The following is a 22,075-nucleotide window of genomic DNA, read 5'->3' as shown; positions in this document are numbered from 1 at the left end:
AGTAATTACGCCTCGTAACTACATAGATTCGCTAAAGCGGTAGGGCTTGCCTTGGCCTTCAAGCACTACTTCGTCTTCAGCCATGATAATCTGGCCGTCAATGATTGTATGCGTCGGCCAGCCGGTCACGGTCTTACCGTGATAAGGCGTCCAGCCTGAAATATTGGCTTGGTCTTCGTCGCGCAGCTCGCGCGTTTTTTTCAGATCGACAATGGTAATATCCGCGTCATAGCCGACGCAGAGGCGGCCTTTGCCGGCTATGCCCCAGACGCGGTTTGGCCCGTGGCAGACCAAATCAACAAAGCGCTCCAGCGTCAGCGCGCCTTTATTGACCCAGTCCAGCATAATCGGGACGAGCGTTTGCACGCCCGGCATGCCGGACGGGCTCGCCGGATAAGGCATGGCTTTTTCTTCCAGCGTATGCGGGGCGTGGTCTGTGGCCAAAATATCGAAAATGCCTTGGCGCACACCCTCCCATAACATGGCGGCGTTCTTGGCGTCGCGAATGGGTGGGTTTTGCTGCACGCGGCCTTTCTGGATCTCGTAAGCTTCCGGCCCTATGATCGACAGATGATTGGGCAGAACTTCGCAGGTCACGAGGTCTTTATTAGCCGCCAGAATAGGCAGCTCTTCAGCGGTAGAAATATGCAAAATGTGGATGCGTTTATTGGCCTGTCGCGCCAATCCGATCAGCCGCTGGGTGGACAGCAGGGCGGTTTTCTTGTCGCGCACATCGGTATGGGACGTCCAATCGCCTTTGCGGGCCAGCTTGCGGCGTTCCTCTAAGCGAAATTCGTCTTCAGAATGAAAGCTTGCGCGCCGCCGGATAGAGGCGAGCACGCGGCTGACGCCTTCATCATCGGCGATCAATAAATCGCCTGTCGAGGCGCCCATAAAGACTTTCACGCCGCAACATCCGGGCAGGCGCTCTAAATCGCCCAGATGGTCAGCATTGGCATGCGTGCCGCCGACATAGAAGGCATGATTGCAATGCATGCGGCCATTCGCGCGGCGCAGCTTATCTTCGAGCATTTGCGCCGTGCTGGTCGTCGGATTGGTATTGGGCATTTCAAAAACGCCTGTGACGCCGCCTAAAACGGCGCCGCGTGACCCCGCTTCCAGGTTCTCTTTATGCGTCGGGCCGGGTTCGCGAAAATGAACCTGTGTGTCAATCACGCCGGGCAGGACATGCAGTCCTTTGGCGTTAAGGGTTTGGCCTGCGTCGAATGTTGAGAGATCGCCAATCGCGGCAATCTTACCGCCGCGGATACCAATGTCGGCAATGCCGCGCCCGTCATGATTGACGACCGTGCCGCCGCGAATGATCGTATCAAATGTTTCGGGGTAAAAAATAGGGCGCATAAGGCTCAGAACTCCTTAATTTTGTTTATTCTGCGCGAGACGAAATGGAATTGGGTTAGGCGCGCCGATTTTTAGCTATATGAGTATAGTGAAATTGGCGCAACGCAACCAAAACCGTTTCGTCTCTTGCCCGAAGGGTTTCGAAATATGCCGCATACACAAGATTTTGCGGATATAAAGAGGTTGCACATCTTCACCTCAGCAAAATCAGTCTCTGCGCCTTATTTCGAAACAGAATGAACAAAATTAAGGAGTTCTGAGCCCGATCTCCATGCGCCCTGTTTAGCGTTATTCTGGTCTGTCGGCTAGGCCTATGCGGCTTTGGAATGCTTATGCAGGCTTAAAGTCAAGGGCGACGCCATTATTGCAATAGCGCAGTCCGGTCGGCGCGGGGCCGTCTTTAAAGATGTGGCCCTGATGACCGCCGCAGCGCGCGCAGTGATATTCCGTGCGCGGCAAAATGAGTTTGAAGTCGCGTTTAGTCTCAACCGCGCCCTCAATTGTGTCAAAGAAACTTGGCCAGCCTGTTCCGGAGTCAAATTTCGTGTCCGAATTAAACAAGGGCAGATCACAGCCGGCACAGACAAATGTGCCGCTGGCCTTCTCATCATTTAGCGGGCTTGAAAACGCGCGTTCTGTGCCTTCTTTGCGCAGGACATAAAACTCCTGTTCGGTCAGGCGTTCCTGCCATTCATTTTCAGACATATTTGTCCAATCCGTATTACTCATATTGGCCTCCTTAACGGTTTCGGCGTCTGTGCTGCTACAGGCCGCAAGAGCCAATGTGCTTACGCCAATAATACTAAAATCTCGCCGTGTGAACATGGTCGTCTCCTGTGTGTGGCCTTTATATACTCTGTATACGTGCGCGTGGGCGCTCACGTTGCATCACGATGGGGTGAGAGCGGGGCTAATTCAGCTCCCACAGGAAACGCACCACAATAAGAGCTGCGCCCAGCAAAACCATAATCACGCCGTTGATCTTGAATAAGCGAAGCGCATTGCGGCTATCCGGCCTTAATAAGACAGGCTGCGCCAGCAAAGAAAGACCGAATGCGACGCATATGATGATCGTAGTGTTTAGAAGCTGTGTCCGCGAGAAGCGCTCGTAAAACCCCAAATCAAGTCCCGGATTAGCCAGCGAAATAATCTGTAACCCAACGGCCACAAATATGAGCGACGCTGTCAAAAGATAAAATATAGACACAATTTTGCGCACATGCCTGCCAAACCGACGCGCCGTGCTTTTGACCCCGATCAGCGCGTCATCTTCGACGTCTTGCATGGCGTAGATGGTGTCGTATCCCACCGTCCAAAAGATCAGCCCGGCATAAAAGATAAGCGCGGGGATATTCACAGCCCCGGTCTTGATCGCGACCGCGACCAAAAACGCCCAGTTAAAGGTCAAACCCAGCCAGAGCTGCGGCCACCACGTAATGCGTTTCATAAAAGGATAGGCCGCGACAAGCGGGATGGAGCCTAGCGCGACGAGCTTTGCGACCATGGGCAAGGTCAACCAGACGCAAAATCCAATTCCGACTTGAATAAATAGCCATATCCACGCCTGCTTTGTCGTGACATGTCCGGCGGGCAGGGGTCGCAGCGCGGTGCGCGCAACCTTTACGTCCAGGTCTTGATCAACAATATCATTATAAGTGCAGCCCGCCCCGCGCATGGCGATCGCCCCTATGAAGATAAATAACGCCCAAACTGCATCCGATGTGGCATAGCCAGTCTTTAGGCCCGCAAAAGCCAGTCCCATCCATCCGGGCAAAGCGAGCAGCCAGTAGCCAACGGGACGGTCCAATCGTGACAACTGGCCGTAAGGCTGCCAGTCTTTGGGCAGTCGGTAGATCCAGTGGCGCGCGCTGGCATCCTGTGTTGGGGTAAGGCTCATATCCTCGCGTTAGCATGAGCGGCGCGGCAGGTCATGCATTTGCGGGAGGTGAGACATAATCCAATGCCAATTTTTCAACTGTGCGGTATGGAATGATCGCATGAAGGAGGCATAACGCATTTGGTAATGACTATGACTACAGCCCGCGCGCGTGTATGGCTCTGCGTTATGAGCAAATTATTCGAAGAAATAGATTATCGTGAAACGCCTATCGGGCCAATCAGCTTACGCCGCAGGCGGCTGATATCATTAGACATAGATATCTTTGAAATCATTCTGGGCGACGAGCATTTAATGTCGAGCCTGTTCACGGCGTCCGAAATCGCCTTGGCCAAGCTGGGTTTGGCCGATCTTGAGGAAAAAGAGCTCGACATTGTTGTTGGCGGTCTTGGGCTTGGCTATACGGCCGCTGCCGCGCTCGAAGATGATCGTGTAAGCTCCCTGATCGTGGTCGAGTTATTAGACGCCATTGTAGACTGGCATGCCGCCGGCCACCTGCCGCTTGATCCGCCGCTAAGTGATGACCCGCGCTGCCGCATCATTACCGATGATTTTTTCGCGCTGGCGAAGTCGGTGGGCGGCTTTGATCCTGATCTGCCTGGGAGGACATTTGATGCTATTTTTATCGATATTGATCATACCCCGGACTGGCTGTTGGATGAGCGCAGCGGCAATTTTTACAGCGAGGACGGGCTGTTGCGTCTGGCTTCGCATCTCCGCTCCGGCGGGATTATGGGTCTATGGTCTGATGCGCGCGAAGACGCGTCATTTACCGCCCGGCTGAAACAGGTTTTCGGTACGGCGCGGGCCGAGCCCGTTACGTTTAATAATCCATTGCAAAATAAACCTTTTACACAAACCGTGTATCTCGCGCGCAAAACATTGAATTAATTAAAAAATGGCGACCCCGGGTGGATTTGAACCACCGGCCTCCAGATTAGGAAGCTTATTTTGCGGGTTTTACGGGCTTAGACTGAAATGCTTATAGTATGATTAAATCAATAAAAACAATTAGTTGAGTTGCATTGCATGTCCTCGTGCGGGTTGCCGTTTTCGCTTGCTGTGCTTACTATGTGCTTACTGGAAATTGCTAGTAAGTACCCTGTGAGGCAAATATGCGTATATCAAAACGGATTGTCGATAGCACCGAAAAAGCGCTAAAAGACACCTATGTTTGGGACTCAGAACTTAGAGATTTTGGCCTGAAAGTCACGCCTAAAGGACGCAAGGTCTACCTAGTCCAATATCGGCTTGGCGGTCGTAATGGCCGTACCCGCCGGATAACCCTCGGCACGCACGGCCAATTAACGACTGAGGAGGCGCGCCAGAGAGCCAAAACTTTATTAGGACGAGTTTCTTAGGCATAGACCCTGCGGCTGAACGTGACGTGGCTAAAGCGGGTTATTCAATGCTCGTGCTTTATGAGAGGTTTGATGAGAGCCATATATCTGTGCGCCTGAAATCAAATTCTGCGGCGGATTATCGCTTAATTTTCAAAAAACACATTCTACCGCGCTTCAAACACATAACCGTGGGGAAGATCAAAAAGCAAGACTTGCTACGGATGCATCACGATATGCGCGATTGATCCAACAGGCATGTATGGAGAGGAGAAAGAGGGTTGGGTTCCTGATATCTTTAAGAAAATATTTGGCAAAGAAGCTCGAAATGAAGCGCTGAATAACTTTGTTCAGGACTCAAATCCAGCAGCAGAAGGTCAACCGACAGTGGACACTAACGATGCCTATCAGGCGCAAACTGCAGTTGCATCTGGGACTCCTGAAGCCGCGGACGGGGCTGCTGAAGGCTTGGTTCAAGGCCCTATACTTGCAGGAGGGGGCGGAAGCTTTGTTGGAAGAGCGGCCCCTATCGTAAATACTATGGCAAAATCGGCGCGCGGCGCTAAGGCGGCGACAGAATTGCCATCAGACGGAAGCAAATTATTTGGACGTGTTTAGCCAGACGGTTCAGGAACAAGAGGCCTCTTTAACAGCAACAAATATATCCGTTTTGGCGCTAGTTATGATAAGAAGTCTGGAAAAGAGAAATTTAGTATGCGTATAGGTAAGGGAGCTAAAACTAAACATTATGATTTGTTCGATCTTTAAATATTTTAATAGTGACTTCACAGACCCGCTTAGAAACAATGCGAAACTTGCCGATTTCATAGATGATGCATTGTCTGGAGCAAAAAATCAGGGCCCGTATGAATGGGAAGACTTTACTATATTTGAATCCAAGTATACTAATGTTGAAAATGTGCGGCAAGAAGTTATTGCAATTGCGAAAAAATATCCTGCGAAAAACCCGAAAAAGAGATGGTGTTCCAAGGAGGGTGAGCAAGCACTTAGAGATTTAGCGGAAAAATTAAGGAACGGGAATTTTAAAGAAAAAGGGTTAGAATAGGTGTAGAACAAGATAAAGCGAAGCGGGTCATGTGACTCACTTCGACACTATCAGATCGTTATGGAATCTTTTCCCCAAAAGATAAATCTTTTGCCCCAAGCGCAGTCCAAATTTGATTCACTGAATAAAATTCGACACTCCATCTCAATGGTCGATCCGCTCATGGGCAATGACCAATTTACTTATGTTCGCCACGGCGGCAATGTCAGCGCGAAAATACACCGCCAACCGTCTAATCTCACCGCGCCGGTGATCGAATATACCCATACCGATCATCTGGGCAGCCCCGTCGCGGGCACAGACAGCGCAGGCAATGTGGCTTGGCGCGAGCGCTATACGCCTTATGGCGAGAAACTGCTCAACCCCACCGCGCTGGACAACCAAGCCGCCTTTACGGGACATATCTACGATAGCGCCACAGGGCTGACCTATATGCAGGCGCGCTATTATGATCCAAACATCGGACGGTTCCTCAGCATTGATCCGGTAAATGTGACGCCAAGCACGCCGGGCATGTTCAATAGATATGCTTACGTAACGAATGATCCTATTAACAAGATTGACCCGGATGGCGAATTCGCAATGCTTATCACTGGAGCAGTAGGGGCTGTTGTTGGAGGCGCGGTAGGCGGCGGAATTGAAGCCTACAAACAACACAAAGCGAACCCTGGTCGAAAATTAGATTGGGGTAAGATAGGCTCAAGGGCTGGTAAGGGCGCTTTTGTTGGAGGTGCTGTCGGTTTAACTGGAGGGGCTGCTGCTGGAGTCGTTGGTCTAACAGGAGCTACAGGTGCAGGTGCTGCCGCAACAATTGCTTTACCATCAGCGGCTGTTGCAGCGACTGGCAATGCTATAGTTGGTATAACCAACGATATTGCGGATGGAGCAGCCGCAGAAACAATTGGCAGAAATGGTAGTATCAATATGGCAACTGGTGCTCTTGGCGCAGGCATTGGAGGGGGCGCATCACCAATTATCGGAAAGGCTTTGACTAAGGCTTCTGCATTTGGAGGTGCAGGCAATTTGAATGGTGCAGGCGTAATTGCGGGTGAAGCATTAGGCGCGGCTGTTGGCTCTGGTGTTACAGAAGGGGGCAATGCAATTCCTCCACCTAAAGCAGATATAGAGGAAAATCGGTAATGAGTGAAAATGTTAAAGCCGCTTTGAAATTAGGTGGAATATTTTCCACCATATTCTTTGCCGTTGTTTTTTTGGGAGGACTAATTAGTCTTCCTATATATGGTATCACTTTGATGGAATTTCCATCTTACTTCTTAAAAATACTCATCTATCCGCCATCATTATTGTTTTATTTTCTTCTTATAATAACGCCATTACTGTGGGCGTTACTTTATGATTTTCGTAACAGGAAAAATGAATAGTGAAATAGTAAAAAAAGGACAGAATAGGTGTAGGGCAATATAAAGTGAAGCGACCATTCTGTCCCACTTCGACGCTATCCCGGATCAAGTCCGGGATGAGCGGAGTCTCTGATTTGGAGCCTGTGCCCGTGAAAGCGGGTAACTTATTTACCGGGACAAAGTCGTCCCCTCTTTGCCATCACCCGGGACTCTTTGGGTGCAATCTGTTATCTCTGTATCATGGCTTTTATAAAACCCATTATCCTCACCATTCTGACCTTATTCATCTCGACCGGGCCGTGGGGCGGCGCGGCATTTTTGGGAGGAGCAGATGGTGCAATTAAATCTACTGTTAGTGGTGGTTCAGCAGGAGATATCGTGACAAGAGGTATAGCTGGGGCTACAGTCGCAGCAACTTCTACATTAGTTGGAGGTCAAGCTGGCGCTAATTGGCGGCTCCATATTGAAGAGTGAAGCTGCAGGGAATGTGGTTACCGCCGGGACTGCCGCTTTAGGTAATGCAGTAGTGAATCAAATTCCTGGTGCGGTCGATGCAGTATCAAACACCCTACAAGATGCAGGAGCGGCAATAAATGATGCTGCTGGCCAATTATCAGACATGGTGCAACCCGAACCAATGATTGATCCAGAAAGAAACTATTAAGATGGTCGAGACCGTGACTTCAATAAAATCGATTATGTGGGCATCTACAAAAATAGCTATGGTGCTATTTGTGATGAGATTTTTATTGGTCTTATTTTCAAATGGCTTCGCACAGACAATGGAAAGATGGTATGTTGAGGCAGGATGGCTTGCTTTCATATTTGTGCTGACGTTCTTGATGTTAGCCCTCATTAGTCGTTTTGATAAAAGGCAGGTTGAGAAGGAAAAAGGGTCAGAATAGGTGCGGAGCAAGATAAAGCGAAGCGTGCCTTGTGGCCCACTTCGACGCTATCCCGGCTCAAGTCCGGGATGAGCGGAGTTTCTGATTTGGAGTCTGTGCCCGCGAAAGCGGGTAGCTTATTGAGTGGGCCAAAGTAGTCCCGCTTTGCCATCCCCCGGGACTCTTTGGGTGCAATCTGTTATCTCTGTATCATGGCTTTTATAAAACCCATTATCCTCACCATTCTGACCTTATTCATCTCGACCGGGCCGTGGGGCAGCGCGGCTTATGGGTATGACGGGCGTCTGCCAACGCCTTTTCCGGTTCAAATCGATTCACAGGATCGATTTGTCAGCACAGCTAACCTCCTCCAAAGTCTAAAGCGCGTGAAATCCGTGATGAATGGGGAGACGATCTATAATATTTATGACAGCTCCGGCCTCGTCTCTATGGTTGATCCGCTCACGGGCAATGACCAATTTACCTATCTGCGCCTCGGCGGGCAGGTCAGCGCAAAACAAGACCAATACAGATTATGCTAAAATAACGTCTCCCTAAATTTCAGTCACGGGAGATAATCATGACACAATGGGTAGACTTCAAAACGGTGCGTTAGCACTTAAATTTCCATGATGTGCTTGCGTATTATGGAATAGACGAACATGGGGCGGCGATCAGTTCAAAATCAGTTTCACTCGGTCTTCACAATCACAGTTCGAGTATATTCTACGCCTTCACGTATAACGGTAAGTTCTAATCTTCCACTGCGTTTAGCGTCATTGAATAATGGCCCGAATTCAGGCCGGCCCTGCGTAATATCTGCGCCGTTAACAGCCGTGATCACATCGCCGCTGCGTAGACTATAACGCGAAAGGTCAGCCGTCGAAATGCGCTCGGTAATCCGGTAGCCTTGCACGGCACCATCATCACCGCGCACGGGCGTGATATTTGTCTCGGTCAGAAACTCTGCGGGATTAAAATCGATATCTGTGCCAACACTATTGGGAATATCCGCTGGCATATCCGGGAGCGCCGCAGACATGACGCCGCCCTTATCAGTAATGGTCAAACGCTCCGGCGCGCCATTTTGCAAAATAACAATATAGCCCGGATTAATCGCCTGTAGCGTTACGCCATTTATGATCTCTTCGCCGACAGCATAGCCGCGCTGCACGCCGTCTGGAGTTTGCAAAATAGCGCGTCCGCCGTCACCCGTAATACGGCCGACAAGGGTCAGGTTCAGCGTCGTTTCCGGCGCGTCTTCGAAACTTTGCCCCGATTGCGACTGCTGCTCATCACGATAAAACGGATCAAATGCCGGATCTACAGTCACGATTGCGCGCGCGACCGGAACGCTGTCACCACCGCGAATGTGGGGCGCGGCCCAATAAGATGTCGGCGCAAGAAACAGCATCACCGCCCGCACAATGTAAAACACACCGAGCGCAGCAATCAGCAGAGCGGCAAGGCGCGCGGCCCATGTCATGGCGGGCGATGCTGTCGAGCGTGAGGTCATATATCCGTGTATCGCGCGGGCGGCGGTTTATCAATGCGCTTGCGTGAAGCGTGAGCGCTATTTAAGCCGCCCTATGGAGAGCTTTTCACTGGATAATATAAACTGGATTAATATGGGCGGCGGCGCGGTCTTGCTCGCGGGACTTCTGGCATTGTCCGTGATTGACTGGCGGACATTCCGCCTTCCGAATAGGCTCACTTTCCCGCTGATTATAGCGGGTTTGGTTTATAGCTTTTTCATCGACGCGCTTATGTCCGCCCTGCTCGGCGCGGCCATAGGGTACGGCGTTTTCGTCATTTTGGAACTGGGCTACAAACGTCTGCGCGGGCGCGACGGTCTGGGGCGCGGCGACGCGAAAATGCTCGCTGTCGGCGGCGCGTGGTGCGGAGCATTCGCACTTCCCTTTATCGTCCTGATTGCCAGCGCAGGCGCTTTATCTCTGCTCATTCTGCCGTCTATGCGGGCAAAGAGCGAAAACGGGCAGTTGCCGTTCGGGCCGTTTTTAAGCGCCGGCATATTTTTAACGTGGATAGGCCTGACATTATCGGGCTATTAAGGCCCGAAATATTAGGGCTCTATATTACAGCTCGACAATCCAACAACGGGGATAAAACGCTCCCATTCCTGGGCGCTGGTAACCCGCAAACGTCCACCGCTATAACGCGTGCCGCCCGTAATGGACTGCGCGTCGACAAGGCGGATATCCAGCGCGGCATCTGCGCCGGACAGGCTTTGCTGAGGGCTTTGGCCCTGCTCAACCTCCCCGGACGCCGCGTCAATAGTGACGGATACAGATTTAGACCCGTCATACCAGACGCCCGCGCCCGTACGCGATTGGGTAAATAAAATGAAGCGATTGGGCGCCGCGCGCTCCCACACGAACATCGCGCAATCTCCACGGGCTAGAGTCTGCGGCGAAAGCTGCTCCGGCCTTTGCGTCGCAGGCTGTGTTTGCGTCGTCTCCAGCGGAGCCGCCGTCTGACACGAGCCGAGACTCAGCGTCGATATCAGTAGGATTATGGCGTATCTCATAGCTCAGCCTAGCGCCAATTGCCTGTCTCCGCCAGCGATAGGCGCGAGGCGTCGCCGGAAAAGCCGAAGCTTTGTAGATAAGGCGCTATACCGGGATCGGGCGAGGTCGCGACAATATCGGCGCTATATGTGCCATTCCCGTAAAATTGCAGGGTCAGGTCAATGCGGCTTTGGCCTTGTGCGCCGCTGAGCCGCGCGGTGAGCACGCCGTTTTCACAGGCAAGCGGCCCCGATAAAACCGGTCCCGTTCAATTGAGATAACTCTGGTTTCGGGCCAATATGTCAGTGCTGGATGTCCCCCTGCCGCTTCGGAAAAATGGCTCGAAAATGAAGTCCTTCATATCCAGTTTGATGTCCCCGAGCAGACCGCCCAGACGCGGATCAGTAGGGCCAAAGGCGATAAGAGGGGCCGGAAATATGAAGTGAATTTACGCGTTTATGCGACCCGCTGCCGCGCAATATTAGTGCCCCATTTGACCTAAACTCAAAATAATCCCCGCCGCTTATGAGAGCCTTTGGCGATAAAGTGTAAACGATCGGCGCAAGCCCGAGCTTGACGTTAGGCTTGACCTCGCCGCGCCAGACCGTACCGGTAAATTGCGCTTGCCTGCGCGCGTCCTGCGGTAGCGCCAGAGCGGCTGCCCATTGGGCCGGAAAAAACGCGAGAACTGCATAGGCGCTGACCATTGCGGCCAAAATGACGATCAGAGCGCGCATTTACTCTCCGGCGCGATAGGTAATTTGCGCCGTAATCAGTCCACCGGCGCGCCTCGACAGGATGACTTGATCAATATCGGTCTCATAGCTGCTTTCAATCTTCCTCATGAAGCCGAGCACGCCTGCCGCGCTTTGGTCATCAAACCAGACTGTGACCATGCCGTTGGCCGCAGGCTGTACGCGGCTAATAGACAGATCGTCGGCGCGGGCCTGCTCAATCAAGACTTCGCGGGTAAAAGGCCGGCGCGCGGCGGTCTGCGGCCCGCCGGCCTGCGGCGCCATACGCGTGACATAAGCGAAATCCTGTTTAGCTTTTTGTAGCGCCGAGGCCGTCTCGCTGCGATAGGTAAGGTAAGGCATCAATATGAATTGAAAGAGCAAAAACACAATGCCGAGGCTCAATGCGCCCAACACCAGGGCCCGTTCACGCGGCGCGCGGTTTCTCAGAAAGCCGATATCAGAAAGCCTCATGATGCATCCCCGCTGAGTACAGCTTCACCGACCAATACGCCGTTCTGCTCCCTGACGCCGCCGACAGACAGGTTTCCGCCGCGAGCGGCTACGGCCTGCTGAAATGCGGAGGCGGTTTCAAAGGCGGAATAATTCAGCGTCAAAACGAGGCGGTTATTGCCGGCGTCATAACGCAAATTTTCAAGCTGCACGCCATTTGTGGCTTGTACAGCAGACAGGGCAATAGCGGAGAGCCGGGCGTAGGTCACAGATATATCCGCGCCGCTATCCACGCTTCTGCGCAGGGCGCGGGCAGGATCAGGCGGCGCGGTCTCACCGGTAGCCGCAGTGTAAAGACGGGCCGTATCCGCGCGCAGGGACGATATCTGCATTTGCTCAGCGCGCAGGCGGGATATGTCAAACAGTAGCGCAGCAATTCCGGTAAATAACAGCGCTGCCGCGACAGGTCTTAAGATATCCATCTGCCCAGCACGCTCGCCGAATAAGGCGCGGCGCGGCGCGTAGTCATCCTGCAATAAATTGGTCGCTTGAGACGGATTGAACAGCGCCGCAATTTGCGTGGCGTCGACGGTATTCGCGCGCGCCGTCATATTGGTATCCCATCCGGCATCTTCGGTATAAGCGCTCGGGGCGGATAAAATCACCTGCTCTAAAAAGCGCACCGGCGCAGTGCCCGCCGCGACGAGGTCAAAATCCGCGTAAATGTCCGTTGGCGAAATAGACGCCGCATTGAGCGCCGAAAGCTGCGCGGCCAGCATATCGCGATCACAGGCTAGCGTTAAGGATTGGTCGCCTTTGGGAAGCGCGATATGCATTTGGCCCGCCGCGCTACCAAGCTTATCTTCCGCGCCGAAACGGGCGGCTTCGCGCATCTGCGCAGGCCGCAATTTGGGCAGGTCAAGCTGTAACGCTTTGACCAATTGCCCCGGCAAGACGATAATAGGGGGTTCGGTTAACGTGCCTCCAAAAACCTGCTTTTGCGCGCCCTCAATCTGCTCACCATGCGCTGCGCCGCTGTCCAGCCAGAGCCAGCTTTCATCGGGATTCTCAGAGACAAACAGATAGCCGCGGCTCATGGCGTCGCCCTGCGGGAGAGGGCCGCTATCGGACGCAAACCTTCGGCCCCGCGCCGGCGCAGGATTATCTGCGGCGCGCCGCCGCTAATATCAAACTCGAAACTGCGCAGGCGCATAATATCTCCGTCACGGATCTGTGCCTCAACCCATATGTAATTCGGCGTGAAAATCAAAGCGTCGATATCAACATCGCGCAAGTCGAGCCCCTCTAGCGCAGGCGTGGCCCGAAGCGCCGTAGCGTCGGTATAGCCCGAAGCGGGACGATTGGTAATGAGCTTCTTAGCCGCAATAATCCAGTCCGTCCCGCCCAAATAAGCGGCCAGAAGAGGCACATAATCGGCGGTCAAGGTATTGAGATTAATGCGGCTCTGCGCGGGATCGGGACGCGCGCAAATGTAAGGTCGGAGACGGGAGACGAGGGCGGCGTCAAAGCCGCGCACAGCGCGCAGCTCCTGAGGTGAACTCATGGGCGTATTGGCCGTGCGATAGGGCGGATCAAGCGCAAGGTAATATCCGTCCTCGGCCCCGCCGGGCAGCGGCGCGCTATCGGGGTCTTGCCAATCGGCCACGGCACTGGTCATTTGCGCGGCTTGGCTTGTCGGCACGCCCATGACCTCAAGAAGCTGTCTGAAATTGCGGCGGCCATTCCCGCGGTTCATTTGCGTCAAAGATAGGCATTGCGAGCCGTCGCGGACTGACAATGTCATGACGCCGTTATCCAGCGGAAAGATAATCGGCTCGGGTGCATTAAGGCCGGCGTTCATTTGCGCGGGCGAGGCTGTGCCCATGACTTGCGCCAGATATTGCGCAGCAAAATCCTCCGCTCCGTCAGCATATAAATCCAGCTGTGCGGCGGTCTGGATATTGTTGGCGCGGCGCACAGCATAGCGCAGATCGTCGAATATGGCGACGGCGACACTCGCCATAATCACCATGACAAGGATGGTTGTCAGCAAAACTGCGCCGCGTTCAGTGTCGGGTTTATGACCGCGCATCACATCTCTATCCCAAATGTTTGGGTCAGTGTTTCGCCCGTCTCAAATGTCAAAACCAGGGTCATGAGCGGCGGTAGCTCTTTTGCGCTGCCCGCCGGAATAAGCACCTGCGTGACGGGGCCAAGCGAAGTATCGAAACGCAGCTCGGCGTGGGTCAGGCCCTCCAGCAATATGCGTTCGCTATAGGGTGTATCCGGCGCGGGATTGGCTTGCAGGCGGGCGCGCCGGATAAGGCGGCCCGAGTCGAAAATATACTCTACGCGCTGTATATCCCCTCGCGCAGACAAGGCGGCAGGATTATCTCGTCCGCTGCGGGTAAAGCGTAGCAAAACATCCGACCCGCCTTCGAAAATATAAGGCTGAAATCCGCCTTGTATATCGCGTGCGACGCGGCGCTGCAGCGCGCCCATATCGGATGTTAGTATCGCGCGGGCCAGATCGATCTCGCGCATCGCTTCGGTTTGCGTCTTAATGCTGGCTTTAGCCTGCAAGCTGCTCGACATGGCCGACAAAGACCCGACACTGATCAAGGAGAAAATAAACAGCGCAACCAGTACTTCGGTCAGCGTGAAGCCCGAATCTTGGCGCCTCTGCACGATCATTGCGCGGCCTTAAACGCGGTGCGTTTGATCAGTGCTTGCTCTGAGTCCAGTTCTCTCACGGTCACGTCAATACGCAGGAAACCCGGCGCGTCTGTGGCGCTTGCCTCGACCACATAATCAAATGTACGTCCCATTTGCATCGCGGAACCGGAGCGGCTGCCCGGACTAACAGGCGTTAAGTCCAGCCGCGCAATTTCATTATCAGCAACAATTGCGGCAAGGGATTTGGATTTAAGCCGCGCGGCGCTGGCGGCGGATTGTCCTGCCGCTTGCGTCAGCCCTAATATGGCAAAGGAAAAAATTACCAAAGCCGCCAGCACTTCGGTCAGGGTAAAGCCCCGGTCTGATAGGCTGGCTCTCATGGTCTATCGTCTCCCAAAACAGTGCGCCCATTGCCGGAATTGCGTAGCACATAAGTGCCGCTAAGGCTCTGCAATCGCAATTCAAAGCTCTCTGACTGGCCGACAGGTTCAAAAATAATCAGCGGCGTCGGCGTATCCGGCAGGGTCATTACCTCTCCATCGCGGCGAAGCTGCGCGCTAACCCCGTCAGCCCATGGCGCGTCTTTGAGCGACTGCCACTCAAGCGCGTCATAGCTGTAAATCTGGTAGCCCGTTTGCGTCACAGAGAGCGCGGTGGGTTGTCCGCGCAGCAGGGCGTCATCGGCGGCAACGTTCAAATCGGTGCGCAAATCGCGCGCCTGCTCCAGCGCCTCTGGCGTCTTAGGGGGCAGCGTCAAAACCACAGCCCCCGTGACCAGCGCAATGATGGTCAAAACCGTGAGCACTTCGACCAGCGTAAAGCCGGCCTGCCTGTCTATAATTTTATTCTTCCCAGCTGGTGACATCGGCATTATCGCCCTCGCCGCCCTCGACGCCGTCTGCGCCAAAACTATAAATATCATAAGCACCATAATCGCCCGGATAGCGGTATATATAAGCGCTACCCCACGGATCGGTCGGCAGTTTTTTGATATACCCGCCCTGACGGTAAAGTTCGGCATTCCGCGCGCCTGCGGGTAATTCTCTCAAGGCGTTTAGCCCGTCACGTTCATCGGGATAAGTCCCGATGTCGAGATTATATTGCTCAATCGCGCTGGACAATGTCGAGATATCGACCTGTGCGCGTTTGACCTTGGCCGTGCCGGTAATGGAGAACACATTGACGACCACAGCCGTCGTGATGATGGCGATGATGGCCAGTACGGTCAGGACTTCGACAAGGGTAAATCCGGACTCACCATCGGTCTTTCGGATGTCTGCGTTGTCACGTTCAGGGGTGTTTTGAATGTCGCTCATAATGTCTCCTTATAAAACAGCGGAGTTAAGTTGCAAAATCGGCATGAAAATCGCGCCGATAATCAGCAGTACAACCATCGCCAGAAAGATAATAATCAAGGGCTCGAGTAGCGCCAGGAACACGCCAATAACGCTGTCCAGTTCACCTTCCAGATAATCCGCGGATTTGGCAAACATGCCCGCTACATCGCCGCCGGTTTCCCCGCCCGCCACCATTTGGACGACAAGCGGCGGAAACACGCCGGAGCCGCGCAGGGCGCGCGAAATGCTCTGGCCTTCACGTATACGTTCAATCGCGCCTTGCGTGCGCAGCCGCATCAGAGAGTTGCGCAATGTATGGCTGGCCGATTGTAGCGAGGCCACGCTGGGCGTGCCCGATTGCATCAGGCTGGACGCCGTGCGGGCAAAGCGCGAGGCATTGAGGCTGCGCGCCATATTGCCGATCAGCGGCAGGCGCAAAAGCGCGCTATCGACGTGCAGGCGAAAAGCTGGCCGGCGCAGCGCAAAGACAAATCCGGCAATCGCCGCGACGATAGCGAGGCCGAGCAGAAGTCCATAAGCGGCCAGGAAGTCCGATAGCGCAATCACGGCTTTGGTCAGCCAGGGCAGCTCCTGGCCTAATGTATCGAACTGCTCGACGACTTTGGGCACGACCACCATCATCAATATGCCGGTCACCAGCAGCGCCACAAATGACAGAATGATCGGGTAAATGATCGCGCCCAGCACCTTGCGGCGAATAGCCTGCGCGGCTTCGTAATCTGCGGCCAGACGGTTAAGCACGGTAGGAAGCTGGCCCGACACTTCGCCGGAAGCCACCATAGAGCAGTATAGTTTCGGGAAAGCCTTGGGGTAGGCGGCGAGCGCTTCGGACAAGCGCGCGCCCTCCATCACCCGGCCGCGCACGCCCATTAAAATGCCCCGCATATTCTGCTTTTCAAATTGCTGCGCGATGACTTTTAATGCTTCTTCAATCGGCGTGTCGGCATCAATTAGTATGGCAATTTGGCGTGTGGCCTGGGTGAGATGTTTGAACCGCACCGTCTGTCCGCCTTTGGCGGTTTTCAGTGTACTTTTGCTTTTGGCGGGGGTGATCGCAATCGGCGTCAGATGCTGTCCGCGCAAAACATCACGTGCGGCCCGCGCGCTGACCGCAGAAATTGAGCCCGAGGTCTTACGGCCCTGCGCCGTTACGGCGGCATAATCAAATGTCTCCACTGACGGCCTCCGCTTCATTGGCGCGGCAGACGCGCAACACTTCGGCAGCGCTTGTGCGGCCGGAGATCACATGGTCGGCCCCGCTTTGCAGAAGGGTCGGGCGGTCTTTAAACGCCATTTTAGCGATTTCGCCCTCGCGGGCCTGATCATGGATCAGACGTTTTATGTCCTCGTCGACGCTGATGATCTCGAAAATGCCGAGCCGTCCATTATATCCGGTCTGGCGACAGGTCATGCAGCCCTTGGGCGCAAAGAATGTCAGCTTGGTTTTAGGCGATAGGCCCAGATCGGATAATTCGCGCGCGCTGGGTGTGTAGCCCTCTTTGCACTGTTCGCATAATTTTCGCACGAGGCGCTGGGCGGCAATGGCTGTGGCGGTAGAGGCGAGCAGAAAGCTTTCAATGCCCATATCGCGCAGACGGGCAATGGCGGCCGCGGCGCTATTGGTATGGACGGTGGACAGTACCAAATGCCCTGTGAGCGCGGCTTGCACAGCGATCTGCGCCGTTTCAGGGTCGCGAATTTCCCCGACCATGACGACGTCCGGATCTTGCCGCAATATAGCGCGTAGTCCTGCCGCAAATGTCATGCCGATCTTGGAATTGACCTGGGTCTGTCCTATCCCGTCCAGCGCATATTCGACCGGATCTTCGATCGTCAGAATATTGCGCGAGCCATCATTGAGCTCGCTGACCGCGCCGTAAAGCGTGGTGGTTTTACCCGAGCCTGTCGGCCCTGTGACCAGAACAATGCCGTTTGGGCGGGCAATGGCGCGTCGCATCAGGGCCAGATCCTCTGTGCCCAAGCCGATTTGTGATAAATCGAGGAGCTGCGCCGTTTTTTCGAGCAAACGCATCACCACTCGCTCGCCATATTGGCTGGGTAGAGTGGAGACACGGATATCCACGGCCCGCTCTCCAAGATTAAGCGAAAACCGCCCATCCTGCGGCACACGTTTTTTGGCAATATCTAAACGCGCCATGACTTTGACCCGGCTCACCAGTGAACCGGAGAGCTGAGGGGCAAGCGAGAGAACTTCGCGCAATGCGCCGTCGACACGCAGGCGTGTTGAAACACGGTTTTGATAGGGCTCGATATGTATATCGGAGGCTTTCTGGCGGATAGCTTCCTGCAAGATGCCGTTGATCAGTTTGATCACCGGTGCATCGTCTTCACTATCGAGAAGGTCAGAAGTCTGCGGAATACTGTCCGCCAGAGCGGATAAATCCTGCGGCGCCTCCATTACCGTGGCGGCCGTTTCGCTCAGATCACCTTGGGCATAAATAGATGAGAGCAGACGGTCAAATTCCGCCGGATCAACTTCGCGGCGGATCAGCGGCTGACGCCCTACGCGGCGGGCTTCACGTAGTGCAAAAACGTCTGCGCCTGTCCGGTATAGTGCCGTTAGTCCTTCTTCACCGCTCATCAGCAGTACGCCGTGCTGCCGCGCAAAACTATAGGATAGCCGCGCCGGCGCAGCGATTGGAGAGACGACTATGGGCGCCGTGGCTTCCATTATTGCGGCATTACGCGGTCAAGTTTACTCGTCCCGTCCTCTGAGTTTTCAATCTCATAACGGCGCATATATTCCATACGCTCGCGCGTAATCGGGCGGGCATCCTCGGCGCTACGGATAATTGTCGGGCGCAGGAACACCATTAAATTCGTGCGCGTGCGGGCTTTACCGCGTGACTGAAACAAACGCCCGATAATAGGCGCATCGCCCAGCCCCGGAACCTTGTCGATATTGATCTCTTCGTCGTCCTGTATCAAGCCGCCGAGCACAATGACCTCACCGTCATTGGCCAGAACAGTGGTGGTAATTTCACGCTTATTGAGAATGAAATCCGCCGAGCTTCCTGTCACCGCGCCATTAATCGAAGATACTTCCTGGGCAATGGTCAACCGAATGACATCACCCTCGCTAATCTGTGGCAGGACTTCAAGTTTGATACCTACCTCTTGGCGCTCAAATGTGCGAAACGGATTAACATTGTTGGCCCCGAGACTTTCGCCTGTTGTAATCGGAATTTCTTGACCGACCAAAAATGTTGCCGGAACATTATCGACCGTGGTGACAAAAGGCGTGGACAGGACGTTAGAATTATCATCAGTTTCCACCGCGTTCAAAATGACTGAGAACAATGTGTTACCGGAAATTCCGGCTCCGCCCAGAATGCCCCCTTCAAGGCCAAATAGAGAGCTCAGTGCCGCCGCCGGAATATTTGGATTGGCCGCGTCCGGCGCGCCTGCCGTTGCAATCGCTCCGGTAAGAGAGAGGATATTGGGGGCTTGGCGTGAATAATTCGTGCCGATAAAGGGCACGGAATTCCCGCGCGCGCCGGCAATGGCAAATTGCAGTCCCAGATCGCGCGTCGCCGTGTCAGACACTTCGACAATTATCGCTTCGACCAGAACCTGCGGGCGGCGCACGTCGAGGCGCCGGATCACAGTGGACAGAGCCTGCTGCGTCTCACCCGACGCGCTAATGATGATGGTGTTGCTTCCGGCTTCGTAAGCTACAGTCGGAACAGGCTGTCCCTCGCGCGCATAACTCGGCAGCAGTGCGGCAAGAATACCAGCGATTTGCTCTCCATCGGCAAACCGCAGCGGAATAACCGTGACCTGTCCGCGCGGCACGGCGCCGATTTGATCCATTTGCAAAATAATCGGTCGGATACGGGCTATGTCGGCGAAATTGCCTTCGAGAATAATGCTGTTTGTGCCGGGCACGGCGATGGCGCGATAGGCGGCGCGCGGACCGGCAAGTTTATTAATAGCCGCTTCGGCATCCATGGGGCTAATCTGGGTCAGCTGCACGGTTTCGACAACCATGCCGCTTGTGTCCATGGCGTTAACAATTTCGCGCGCTTTGCGCAGGTTTTCAGGAAAATCCGTGACGACAATAATATTGCCATTGGGCAAAGCGGTCAGAACGCCCTGACTGTGCATAACGGGTTTGATTAATTTTGCGGCTTCGGCGGCATCGACATAATTCAGTCGAATAATCGTTGTCGCAAGCTGTCCGTTATAGCCGCTATTGACGACATAGGGGGCGTCCTGCGCCGCGCCCTGCAAAAGCGTGATGCGGTATTCGCCGCCAGGCGTTCGGATTACGGCGTAGCCGTGCAGGCGCATGACGTCTTTGAACACCTCGAACACTTCAGCTTTGGACAGGTTTTGCTCGGAGCTGATCGTGACTTTGCCCTGCACGCGCGGGTCGACCAGAAAGGTCTTGCCGGTGACGATGGATACATCATCGATAAAGGCGCGAATATCGGCCTCTTGCATGGTAATGAGATGGCCGTCTTGGGCACGGGCAAACGGTGATAATACAAGGGCCGCGGCCAAAACAATCAAAATCGCGTACAAAAATTGTCTCAGACCGTATTTCATTAACCTAAACCCTTGCAAAGCTGCGCCTTTATAAATCCAATGTTACGGAAATGCGACAATCGCTAGGCTATCACAGTCAGACCTGCGCGCAAGTTAAGCCATATAAGGATTTATATACAAAATCCCGTCGCAATATCGACCGTGAAGATTTGCGGCGGCCCTTAAAGCCTAGATTGTAACGTCGCATCAGTTTGCAAATCTATTAGAAATTTTCCTCAAACACACCGAGTATGCTAAAATTACGTCTCCCTAATCAACAGTCATATGGGCGCTTTCAACATTACACAATGGTTAGACTTCAAACGATGCGCGAGCATCTGAGTTTTTGAAGATGTGCTCGAGCATTATGGAATAGACGAGCACGGCAACGGGGATTAGATTAAGATCATCTGTCCTTTTCATAACGATCACAAACCATCCTGCGGTGTAAATGTGGCAAAACAGATTTATAACTGTTTCGCCTGCGATGCAGGCGGCAATGCACTTGACTTTGTGGCGCATATGGAAGGGCTTGATCCAAGCAATACCAGCGAGCTTCGCAAAGCTGCATTCGCGGCTGCGGAGATGTTCGGGATCACTCAAGCTTTAGAGCGGACTTCAAATGGTCGCGGTAAAGCGAAGAGTAAAACGGCTCGTTCCGCTAAGCCTGTTAAGGCGAAAGCGAAAAAGGCGGAGAAGTCCAAGCCGTCTGAATCGAGCGCAAAAGACAAACCCGCCGGGCCGTCTAACAAGCCTCTGACGTTTGAGCTTAAGCTGGATCATAAGCATGGGTTCATTGCCGCGAGAGGGTTTAAGAAAAAACTTGTTAAAGCGTTTGGGATTGGCTTTGCCAATAAGGGTATGATGAAGGATCGCATTTGCTTTTCGATTAATAACGCCGAAGGGCAGCTAATTGCCTATTCAGGACGATGGGCCAATGATTTTCCGCCAAAAGATGTGCCGCGCTATCTCTTGCCTAAAGGGTTTGAGAAAAGCAAAGTGCTCTATAATCTCAATCGCGTTCTTGAAAAGGGAAGCGATTGCCTTGTGATCGTAGAAGGCTTCTGGTCTGTCCTGCGTCTACACAGCGCAGGCATTCCTTGCGTTTCTACATTCGGGGATAGCGTTACGGAGGCCCAAGCTGAATTGCTCGTTAAGCACGGCATTAAAAGCGTCATTCTCATCTTTGATGGGGATGAAGGAGGCCGTGTGGGTACGGCCTCGTCTTTGCCAATTTTGGCAAAGCATCTGTTCGTTAAAACCGTCGCTCTGGAGGATGGCGTTAAGCCGGACACAATGAGCGAAGACATTTTAGCCACACTCCCGCGTTTCTAGCGGGGGAGTGGAAGCAAAGCCCTGCATTCTATGCGGGGCTTTTTTGTTGAACCGTGCGCGGGCAATAGGCCGCGAGCTTTTTCCCCACGGTTGTCGTTTACGCGCGGTTAGCAAGGCGACTTTTTAGGTTTATCCGGTGGCGATTGTCAGACCATGTTAAATGGACAGGAAAAAGCTAAAAAGTCGCGTTGTAAAACGCAGACAACCGTGGGGAATAGCGTGAGCGTGGTAAAGGCGATTAGCCAAACCGTTAGCCCCACTCGTTAAGGAGTGAGGGTGTGTTGGTAAGAATCAATAAGCGCGTATTCGCGTAGTGATGATTAGCGTGCGTGCTTACTATGTGCTTACTGAAGCCAGAATTCAACAAGGCTAAAATTCTTCATGTTTCATAAGTTATTGATTTAAAATATATAAATGGCGACCCCGGGTGGATTCGAACCACCGGCCTCCAGATTAGGAATCTGATGCTCTATCCGGCTGAGCTACGGGATCATGAGGCGCGTCAAACCATATTTGAGGATTACGCGCAA

The 22,075-nt window shown here is 53.5% G+C and carries 28 protein-coding genes and 1 tRNA gene; 11 read left to right on the top strand and 18 right to left on the bottom strand.

What is annotated here, in order from left to right; genetic code table 11:
* Positions 1 to 18: 18 nt before the first annotated feature.
* From H142_RS0112365 to H142_RS0112355, 3 genes are all read right to left on the bottom strand, one after another.
* The gene (locus tag H142_RS0112365; RefSeq protein ID WP_017932462.1) at positions 19 to 1,362 is read right to left on the bottom strand and encodes a dihydroorotase; all 1,344 of its coding nucleotides are present in this window, start codon (positions 1,360 to 1,362) and stop codon (positions 19 to 21) included.
* A gap of 330 nt (positions 1,363 to 1,692) precedes the next feature.
* Positions 1,693 to 2,187, bottom strand: coding sequence for a peptide-methionine (R)-S-oxide reductase MsrB (msrB, locus tag H142_RS0112360; RefSeq protein WP_017932461.1), 495 nt, complete (start codon positions 2,185 to 2,187; stop codon positions 1,693 to 1,695).
* An 85-nt stretch (positions 2,188 to 2,272) separates the two neighbouring features.
* The gene (locus H142_RS0112355) at positions 2,273 to 3,259 is read right to left on the bottom strand and encodes a 4-hydroxybenzoate octaprenyltransferase (protein WP_017932460.1); all 987 of its coding nucleotides are present in this window, start codon (positions 3,257 to 3,259) and stop codon (positions 2,273 to 2,275) included.
* A 168-nt stretch (positions 3,260 to 3,427) separates the two neighbouring features.
* Between H142_RS0112355 and H142_RS0112350 the strand changes: the two genes are divergently transcribed.
* The 9 genes from H142_RS0112350 to H142_RS0112310 all read left to right on the top strand — a co-directional run bounded on the left by H142_RS0112350 (position 3,428) and on the right by H142_RS0112310 (position 8,452).
* Complete coding sequence (locus tag H142_RS0112350) at positions 3,428 to 4,150, top strand: polyamine aminopropyltransferase (protein ID WP_026148036.1); 723 nt, start codon at positions 3,428 to 3,430, stop codon at positions 4,148 to 4,150.
* A 224-nt stretch (positions 4,151 to 4,374) separates the two neighbouring features.
* Complete coding sequence (locus tag H142_RS16485; RefSeq protein WP_051048620.1) at positions 4,375 to 4,620, top strand: Arm DNA-binding domain-containing protein; 246 nt, start codon at positions 4,375 to 4,377, stop codon at positions 4,618 to 4,620.
* Positions 4,621 to 4,667: 47 nt separating this feature from the next.
* Positions 4,668 to 4,847 carry a tyrosine-type recombinase/integrase gene (locus H142_RS17280; protein WP_017932458.1) on the top strand — a complete coding sequence of 60 codons (180 nt, stop codon included), beginning with the start codon at positions 4,668 to 4,670 and terminating at the stop codon, positions 4,845 to 4,847.
* Positions 4,848 to 4,857: 10 nt separating this feature from the next.
* Positions 4,858 to 5,217 carry a hypothetical protein gene (locus H142_RS16475; protein WP_017932457.1) on the top strand — a complete coding sequence of 120 codons (360 nt, stop codon included), beginning with the start codon at positions 4,858 to 4,860 and terminating at the stop codon, positions 5,215 to 5,217.
* A 130-nt stretch (positions 5,218 to 5,347) separates the two neighbouring features.
* Positions 5,348 to 5,665, top strand: a complete 318-nt coding sequence (locus tag H142_RS0112335; protein ID WP_017932456.1) for a hypothetical protein — start codon at positions 5,348 to 5,350, stop codon at positions 5,663 to 5,665.
* Positions 5,666 to 5,725: 60 nt separating this feature from the next.
* A complete protein-coding gene (locus tag H142_RS16470; protein WP_017932455.1) occupies positions 5,726 to 6,805 on the top strand; it encodes an RHS repeat domain-containing protein in 1,080 nt (359 codons plus the stop codon).
* A complete protein-coding gene (locus H142_RS0112325) occupies positions 6,805 to 7,047 on the top strand; it encodes a hypothetical protein (protein WP_017932454.1) in 243 nt (80 codons plus the stop codon). Before H142_RS16470 ends, H142_RS0112325 begins: the two co-directional genes overlap by 1 nt.
* Positions 7,048 to 7,489: 442 nt before the next feature.
* Positions 7,490 to 7,690 (top strand): hypothetical protein, encoded by a 201-nt coding sequence (locus H142_RS0112320; protein WP_169331863.1) that lies wholly within the window; start codon positions 7,490 to 7,492, stop codon positions 7,688 to 7,690.
* Between the two features lie 432 nt (positions 7,691 to 8,122).
* Entirely contained in the window at positions 8,123 to 8,452 is a 330-nt protein-coding gene (locus H142_RS0112310) for a hypothetical protein (RefSeq protein ID WP_017932451.1), read from the top strand.
* 149 nt (positions 8,453 to 8,601) lie between these two features.
* Here the strand turns inward: H142_RS0112310 and H142_RS0112305 are convergent, their stop codons facing one another.
* Positions 8,602 to 9,426 (bottom strand): type II secretion system protein N, encoded by an 825-nt coding sequence (locus H142_RS0112305; RefSeq protein WP_083899037.1) that lies wholly within the window; start codon positions 9,424 to 9,426, stop codon positions 8,602 to 8,604.
* A gap of 73 nt (positions 9,427 to 9,499) precedes the next feature.
* Here H142_RS0112305 and H142_RS15710 point away from each other — a divergent pair, with 73 nt between their 5' ends.
* A complete protein-coding gene (locus H142_RS15710; protein ID WP_169331862.1) occupies positions 9,500 to 9,982 on the top strand; it encodes a prepilin peptidase in 483 nt (160 codons plus the stop codon).
* 11 nt (positions 9,983 to 9,993) lie between these two features.
* On the opposite strand, the gene H142_RS0112295 is transcribed toward H142_RS15710, so the two are convergent.
* The 13 genes from H142_RS0112295 to gspD form a co-directional block, all read right to left on the bottom strand.
* Positions 9,994 to 10,458: a hypothetical protein gene (locus H142_RS0112295; protein WP_017932448.1), complete on the bottom strand. Its 465-nt coding sequence runs from the start codon at positions 10,456 to 10,458 to the stop codon at positions 9,994 to 9,996.
* A gap of 8 nt (positions 10,459 to 10,466) precedes the next feature.
* Positions 10,467 to 10,664, bottom strand: coding sequence for a hypothetical protein (locus tag H142_RS0112290; protein WP_017932447.1), 198 nt, complete (start codon positions 10,662 to 10,664; stop codon positions 10,467 to 10,469).
* 175 nt (positions 10,665 to 10,839) lie between these two features.
* A complete protein-coding gene (locus tag H142_RS0112285) occupies positions 10,840 to 11,175 on the bottom strand; it encodes a hypothetical protein (protein ID WP_017932446.1) in 336 nt (111 codons plus the stop codon).
* Positions 11,176 to 11,646 carry a type II secretion system protein GspM gene (gene gspM / locus H142_RS0112280; protein ID WP_017932445.1) on the bottom strand — a complete coding sequence of 157 codons (471 nt, stop codon included), beginning with the start codon at positions 11,644 to 11,646 and terminating at the stop codon, positions 11,176 to 11,178.
* Complete coding sequence (gene gspL / locus H142_RS0112275; RefSeq protein ID WP_017932444.1) at positions 11,643 to 12,722, bottom strand: type II secretion system protein GspL; 1,080 nt, start codon at positions 12,720 to 12,722, stop codon at positions 11,643 to 11,645. The genes gspM and gspL overlap by 4 nt, the downstream gene beginning before the upstream one ends.
* Positions 12,719 to 13,717, bottom strand: coding sequence for a type II secretion system minor pseudopilin GspK (gene gspK / locus H142_RS0112270; RefSeq protein WP_026148035.1), 999 nt, complete (start codon positions 13,715 to 13,717; stop codon positions 12,719 to 12,721). Before gspK ends, gspL begins: the two co-directional genes overlap by 4 nt.
* Complete coding sequence (gspJ, locus tag H142_RS0112265; protein ID WP_017932442.1) at positions 13,717 to 14,319, bottom strand: type II secretion system minor pseudopilin GspJ; 603 nt, start codon at positions 14,317 to 14,319, stop codon at positions 13,717 to 13,719. The genes gspK and gspJ overlap by 1 nt, the downstream gene beginning before the upstream one ends.
* Positions 14,316 to 14,681, bottom strand: a complete 366-nt coding sequence (gene gspI, locus H142_RS15705; protein ID WP_017932441.1) for a type II secretion system minor pseudopilin GspI — start codon at positions 14,679 to 14,681, stop codon at positions 14,316 to 14,318. Before gspI ends, gspJ begins: the two co-directional genes overlap by 4 nt.
* A complete protein-coding gene (locus tag H142_RS0112255) occupies positions 14,678 to 15,172 on the bottom strand; it encodes a GspH/FimT family pseudopilin (RefSeq protein WP_169331861.1) in 495 nt (164 codons plus the stop codon). Before H142_RS0112255 ends, gspI begins: the two co-directional genes overlap by 4 nt.
* Positions 15,144 to 15,617 carry a type II secretion system major pseudopilin GspG gene (gspG, locus tag H142_RS0112250; RefSeq protein ID WP_017932439.1) on the bottom strand — a complete coding sequence of 158 codons (474 nt, stop codon included), beginning with the start codon at positions 15,615 to 15,617 and terminating at the stop codon, positions 15,144 to 15,146. The genes H142_RS0112255 and gspG overlap by 29 nt, the downstream gene beginning before the upstream one ends.
* Before the next feature lie 9 nt (positions 15,618 to 15,626).
* Positions 15,627 to 16,835, bottom strand: coding sequence for a type II secretion system F family protein (locus tag H142_RS0112245; protein ID WP_017932438.1), 1,209 nt, complete (start codon positions 16,833 to 16,835; stop codon positions 15,627 to 15,629).
* Positions 16,822 to 18,351 (bottom strand): type II secretion system ATPase GspE, encoded by a 1,530-nt coding sequence (gene gspE / locus H142_RS0112240; RefSeq protein WP_017932437.1) that lies wholly within the window; start codon positions 18,349 to 18,351, stop codon positions 16,822 to 16,824. Before gspE ends, H142_RS0112245 begins: the two co-directional genes overlap by 14 nt.
* Positions 18,351 to 20,207 (bottom strand): type II secretion system secretin GspD, encoded by a 1,857-nt coding sequence (gspD, locus tag H142_RS15700; protein ID WP_169331860.1) that lies wholly within the window; start codon positions 20,205 to 20,207, stop codon positions 18,351 to 18,353. Before gspD ends, gspE begins: the two co-directional genes overlap by 1 nt.
* 402 nt (positions 20,208 to 20,609) lie before the next feature.
* Between gspD and H142_RS0112230 the strand changes: the two genes are divergently transcribed.
* Complete coding sequence (locus tag H142_RS0112230) at positions 20,610 to 21,545, top strand: CHC2 zinc finger domain-containing protein (RefSeq protein ID WP_324602983.1); 936 nt, start codon at positions 20,610 to 20,612, stop codon at positions 21,543 to 21,545.
* Between the two features lie 415 nt (positions 21,546 to 21,960).
* On the opposite strand, the gene H142_RS0112225 is transcribed toward H142_RS0112230, so the two are convergent.
* Positions 21,961 to 22,037: transfer RNA gene (locus H142_RS0112225), tRNA-Arg, on the bottom strand.
* Positions 22,038 to 22,075: the final 38 nt, after the last annotated feature.

The organism is Robiginitomaculum antarcticum DSM 21748, assembly GCF_000365025.1.
Taxonomy (GTDB): Bacteria; Pseudomonadota; Alphaproteobacteria; order Caulobacterales; family Maricaulaceae; genus Robiginitomaculum; species Robiginitomaculum antarcticum.
This window is presented reverse-complemented; position numbering and strand designations above follow the sequence as displayed.

What these genes read in the sequence shown, in the direction of transcription:
- H142_RS0112365 (WP_017932462.1), bottom strand. Translation starts at nt 1,362, where the DNA reads ATGCGCCCTATTTTTTACCCCGAAACATTTGATACGATCATTCGCGGC.
- msrB (WP_017932461.1), bottom strand. Translation starts at nt 2,187, where the DNA reads ATGTTCACACGGCGAGATTTTAGTATTATTGGCGTAAGCACATTGGCT.
- H142_RS0112355 (WP_017932460.1), bottom strand. Translation starts at nt 3,259, where the DNA reads ATGAGCCTTACCCCAACACAGGATGCCAGCGCGCGCCACTGGATCTAC.
- H142_RS0112350 (WP_026148036.1), top strand. Translation starts at nt 3,428, where the DNA reads ATGAGCAAATTATTCGAAGAAATAGATTATCGTGAAACGCCTATCGGG.
- H142_RS16485 (WP_051048620.1), top strand. Translation starts at nt 4,375, where the DNA reads ATGCGTATATCAAAACGGATTGTCGATAGCACCGAAAAAGCGCTAAAA.
- H142_RS17280 (WP_017932458.1), top strand. Translation starts at nt 4,668, where the DNA reads ATGCTCGTGCTTTATGAGAGGTTTGATGAGAGCCATATATCTGTGCGC.
- H142_RS16475 (WP_017932457.1), top strand. Translation starts at nt 4,858, where the DNA reads ATGTATGGAGAGGAGAAAGAGGGTTGGGTTCCTGATATCTTTAAGAAA.
- H142_RS0112335 (WP_017932456.1), top strand. Translation starts at nt 5,348, where the DNA reads ATGATTTGTTCGATCTTTAAATATTTTAATAGTGACTTCACAGACCCG.
- H142_RS16470 (WP_017932455.1), top strand. Translation starts at nt 5,726, where the DNA reads ATGGAATCTTTTCCCCAAAAGATAAATCTTTTGCCCCAAGCGCAGTCC.
- H142_RS0112325 (WP_017932454.1), top strand. Translation starts at nt 6,805, where the DNA reads ATGAGTGAAAATGTTAAAGCCGCTTTGAAATTAGGTGGAATATTTTCC.
- H142_RS0112310 (WP_017932451.1), top strand. Translation starts at nt 8,123, where the DNA reads ATGGCTTTTATAAAACCCATTATCCTCACCATTCTGACCTTATTCATC.
- H142_RS0112305 (WP_083899037.1), bottom strand. Translation starts at nt 9,426, where the DNA reads ATGACCTCACGCTCGACAGCATCGCCCGCCATGACATGGGCCGCGCGC.
- H142_RS15710 (WP_169331862.1), top strand. Translation starts at nt 9,500, where the DNA reads ATGGAGAGCTTTTCACTGGATAATATAAACTGGATTAATATGGGCGGC.
- H142_RS0112295 (WP_017932448.1), bottom strand. Translation starts at nt 10,458, where the DNA reads ATGAGATACGCCATAATCCTACTGATATCGACGCTGAGTCTCGGCTCG.
- H142_RS0112285 (WP_017932446.1), bottom strand. Translation starts at nt 11,175, where the DNA reads ATGCGCGCTCTGATCGTCATTTTGGCCGCAATGGTCAGCGCCTATGCA.
- gspM (WP_017932445.1), bottom strand. Translation starts at nt 11,646, where the DNA reads ATGAGGCTTTCTGATATCGGCTTTCTGAGAAACCGCGCGCCGCGTGAA.
- gspL (WP_017932444.1), bottom strand. Translation starts at nt 12,722, where the DNA reads ATGAGCCGCGGCTATCTGTTTGTCTCTGAGAATCCCGATGAAAGCTGG.
- gspK (WP_026148035.1), bottom strand. Translation starts at nt 13,717, where the DNA reads ATGCGCGGTCATAAACCCGACACTGAACGCGGCGCAGTTTTGCTGACA.
- gspJ (WP_017932442.1), bottom strand. Translation starts at nt 14,319, where the DNA reads ATGATCGTGCAGAGGCGCCAAGATTCGGGCTTCACGCTGACCGAAGTA.
- gspI (WP_017932441.1), bottom strand. Translation starts at nt 14,681, where the DNA reads ATGAGAGCCAGCCTATCAGACCGGGGCTTTACCCTGACCGAAGTGCTG.
- H142_RS0112255 (WP_169331861.1), bottom strand. Translation starts at nt 15,172, where the DNA reads ATGCCGATGTCACCAGCTGGGAAGAATAAAATTATAGACAGGCAGGCC.
- gspG (WP_017932439.1), bottom strand. Translation starts at nt 15,617, where the DNA reads ATGAGCGACATTCAAAACACCCCTGAACGTGACAACGCAGACATCCGA.
- gspE (WP_017932437.1), bottom strand. Translation starts at nt 18,351, where the DNA reads ATGGAAGCCACGGCGCCCATAGTCGTCTCTCCAATCGCTGCGCCGGCG.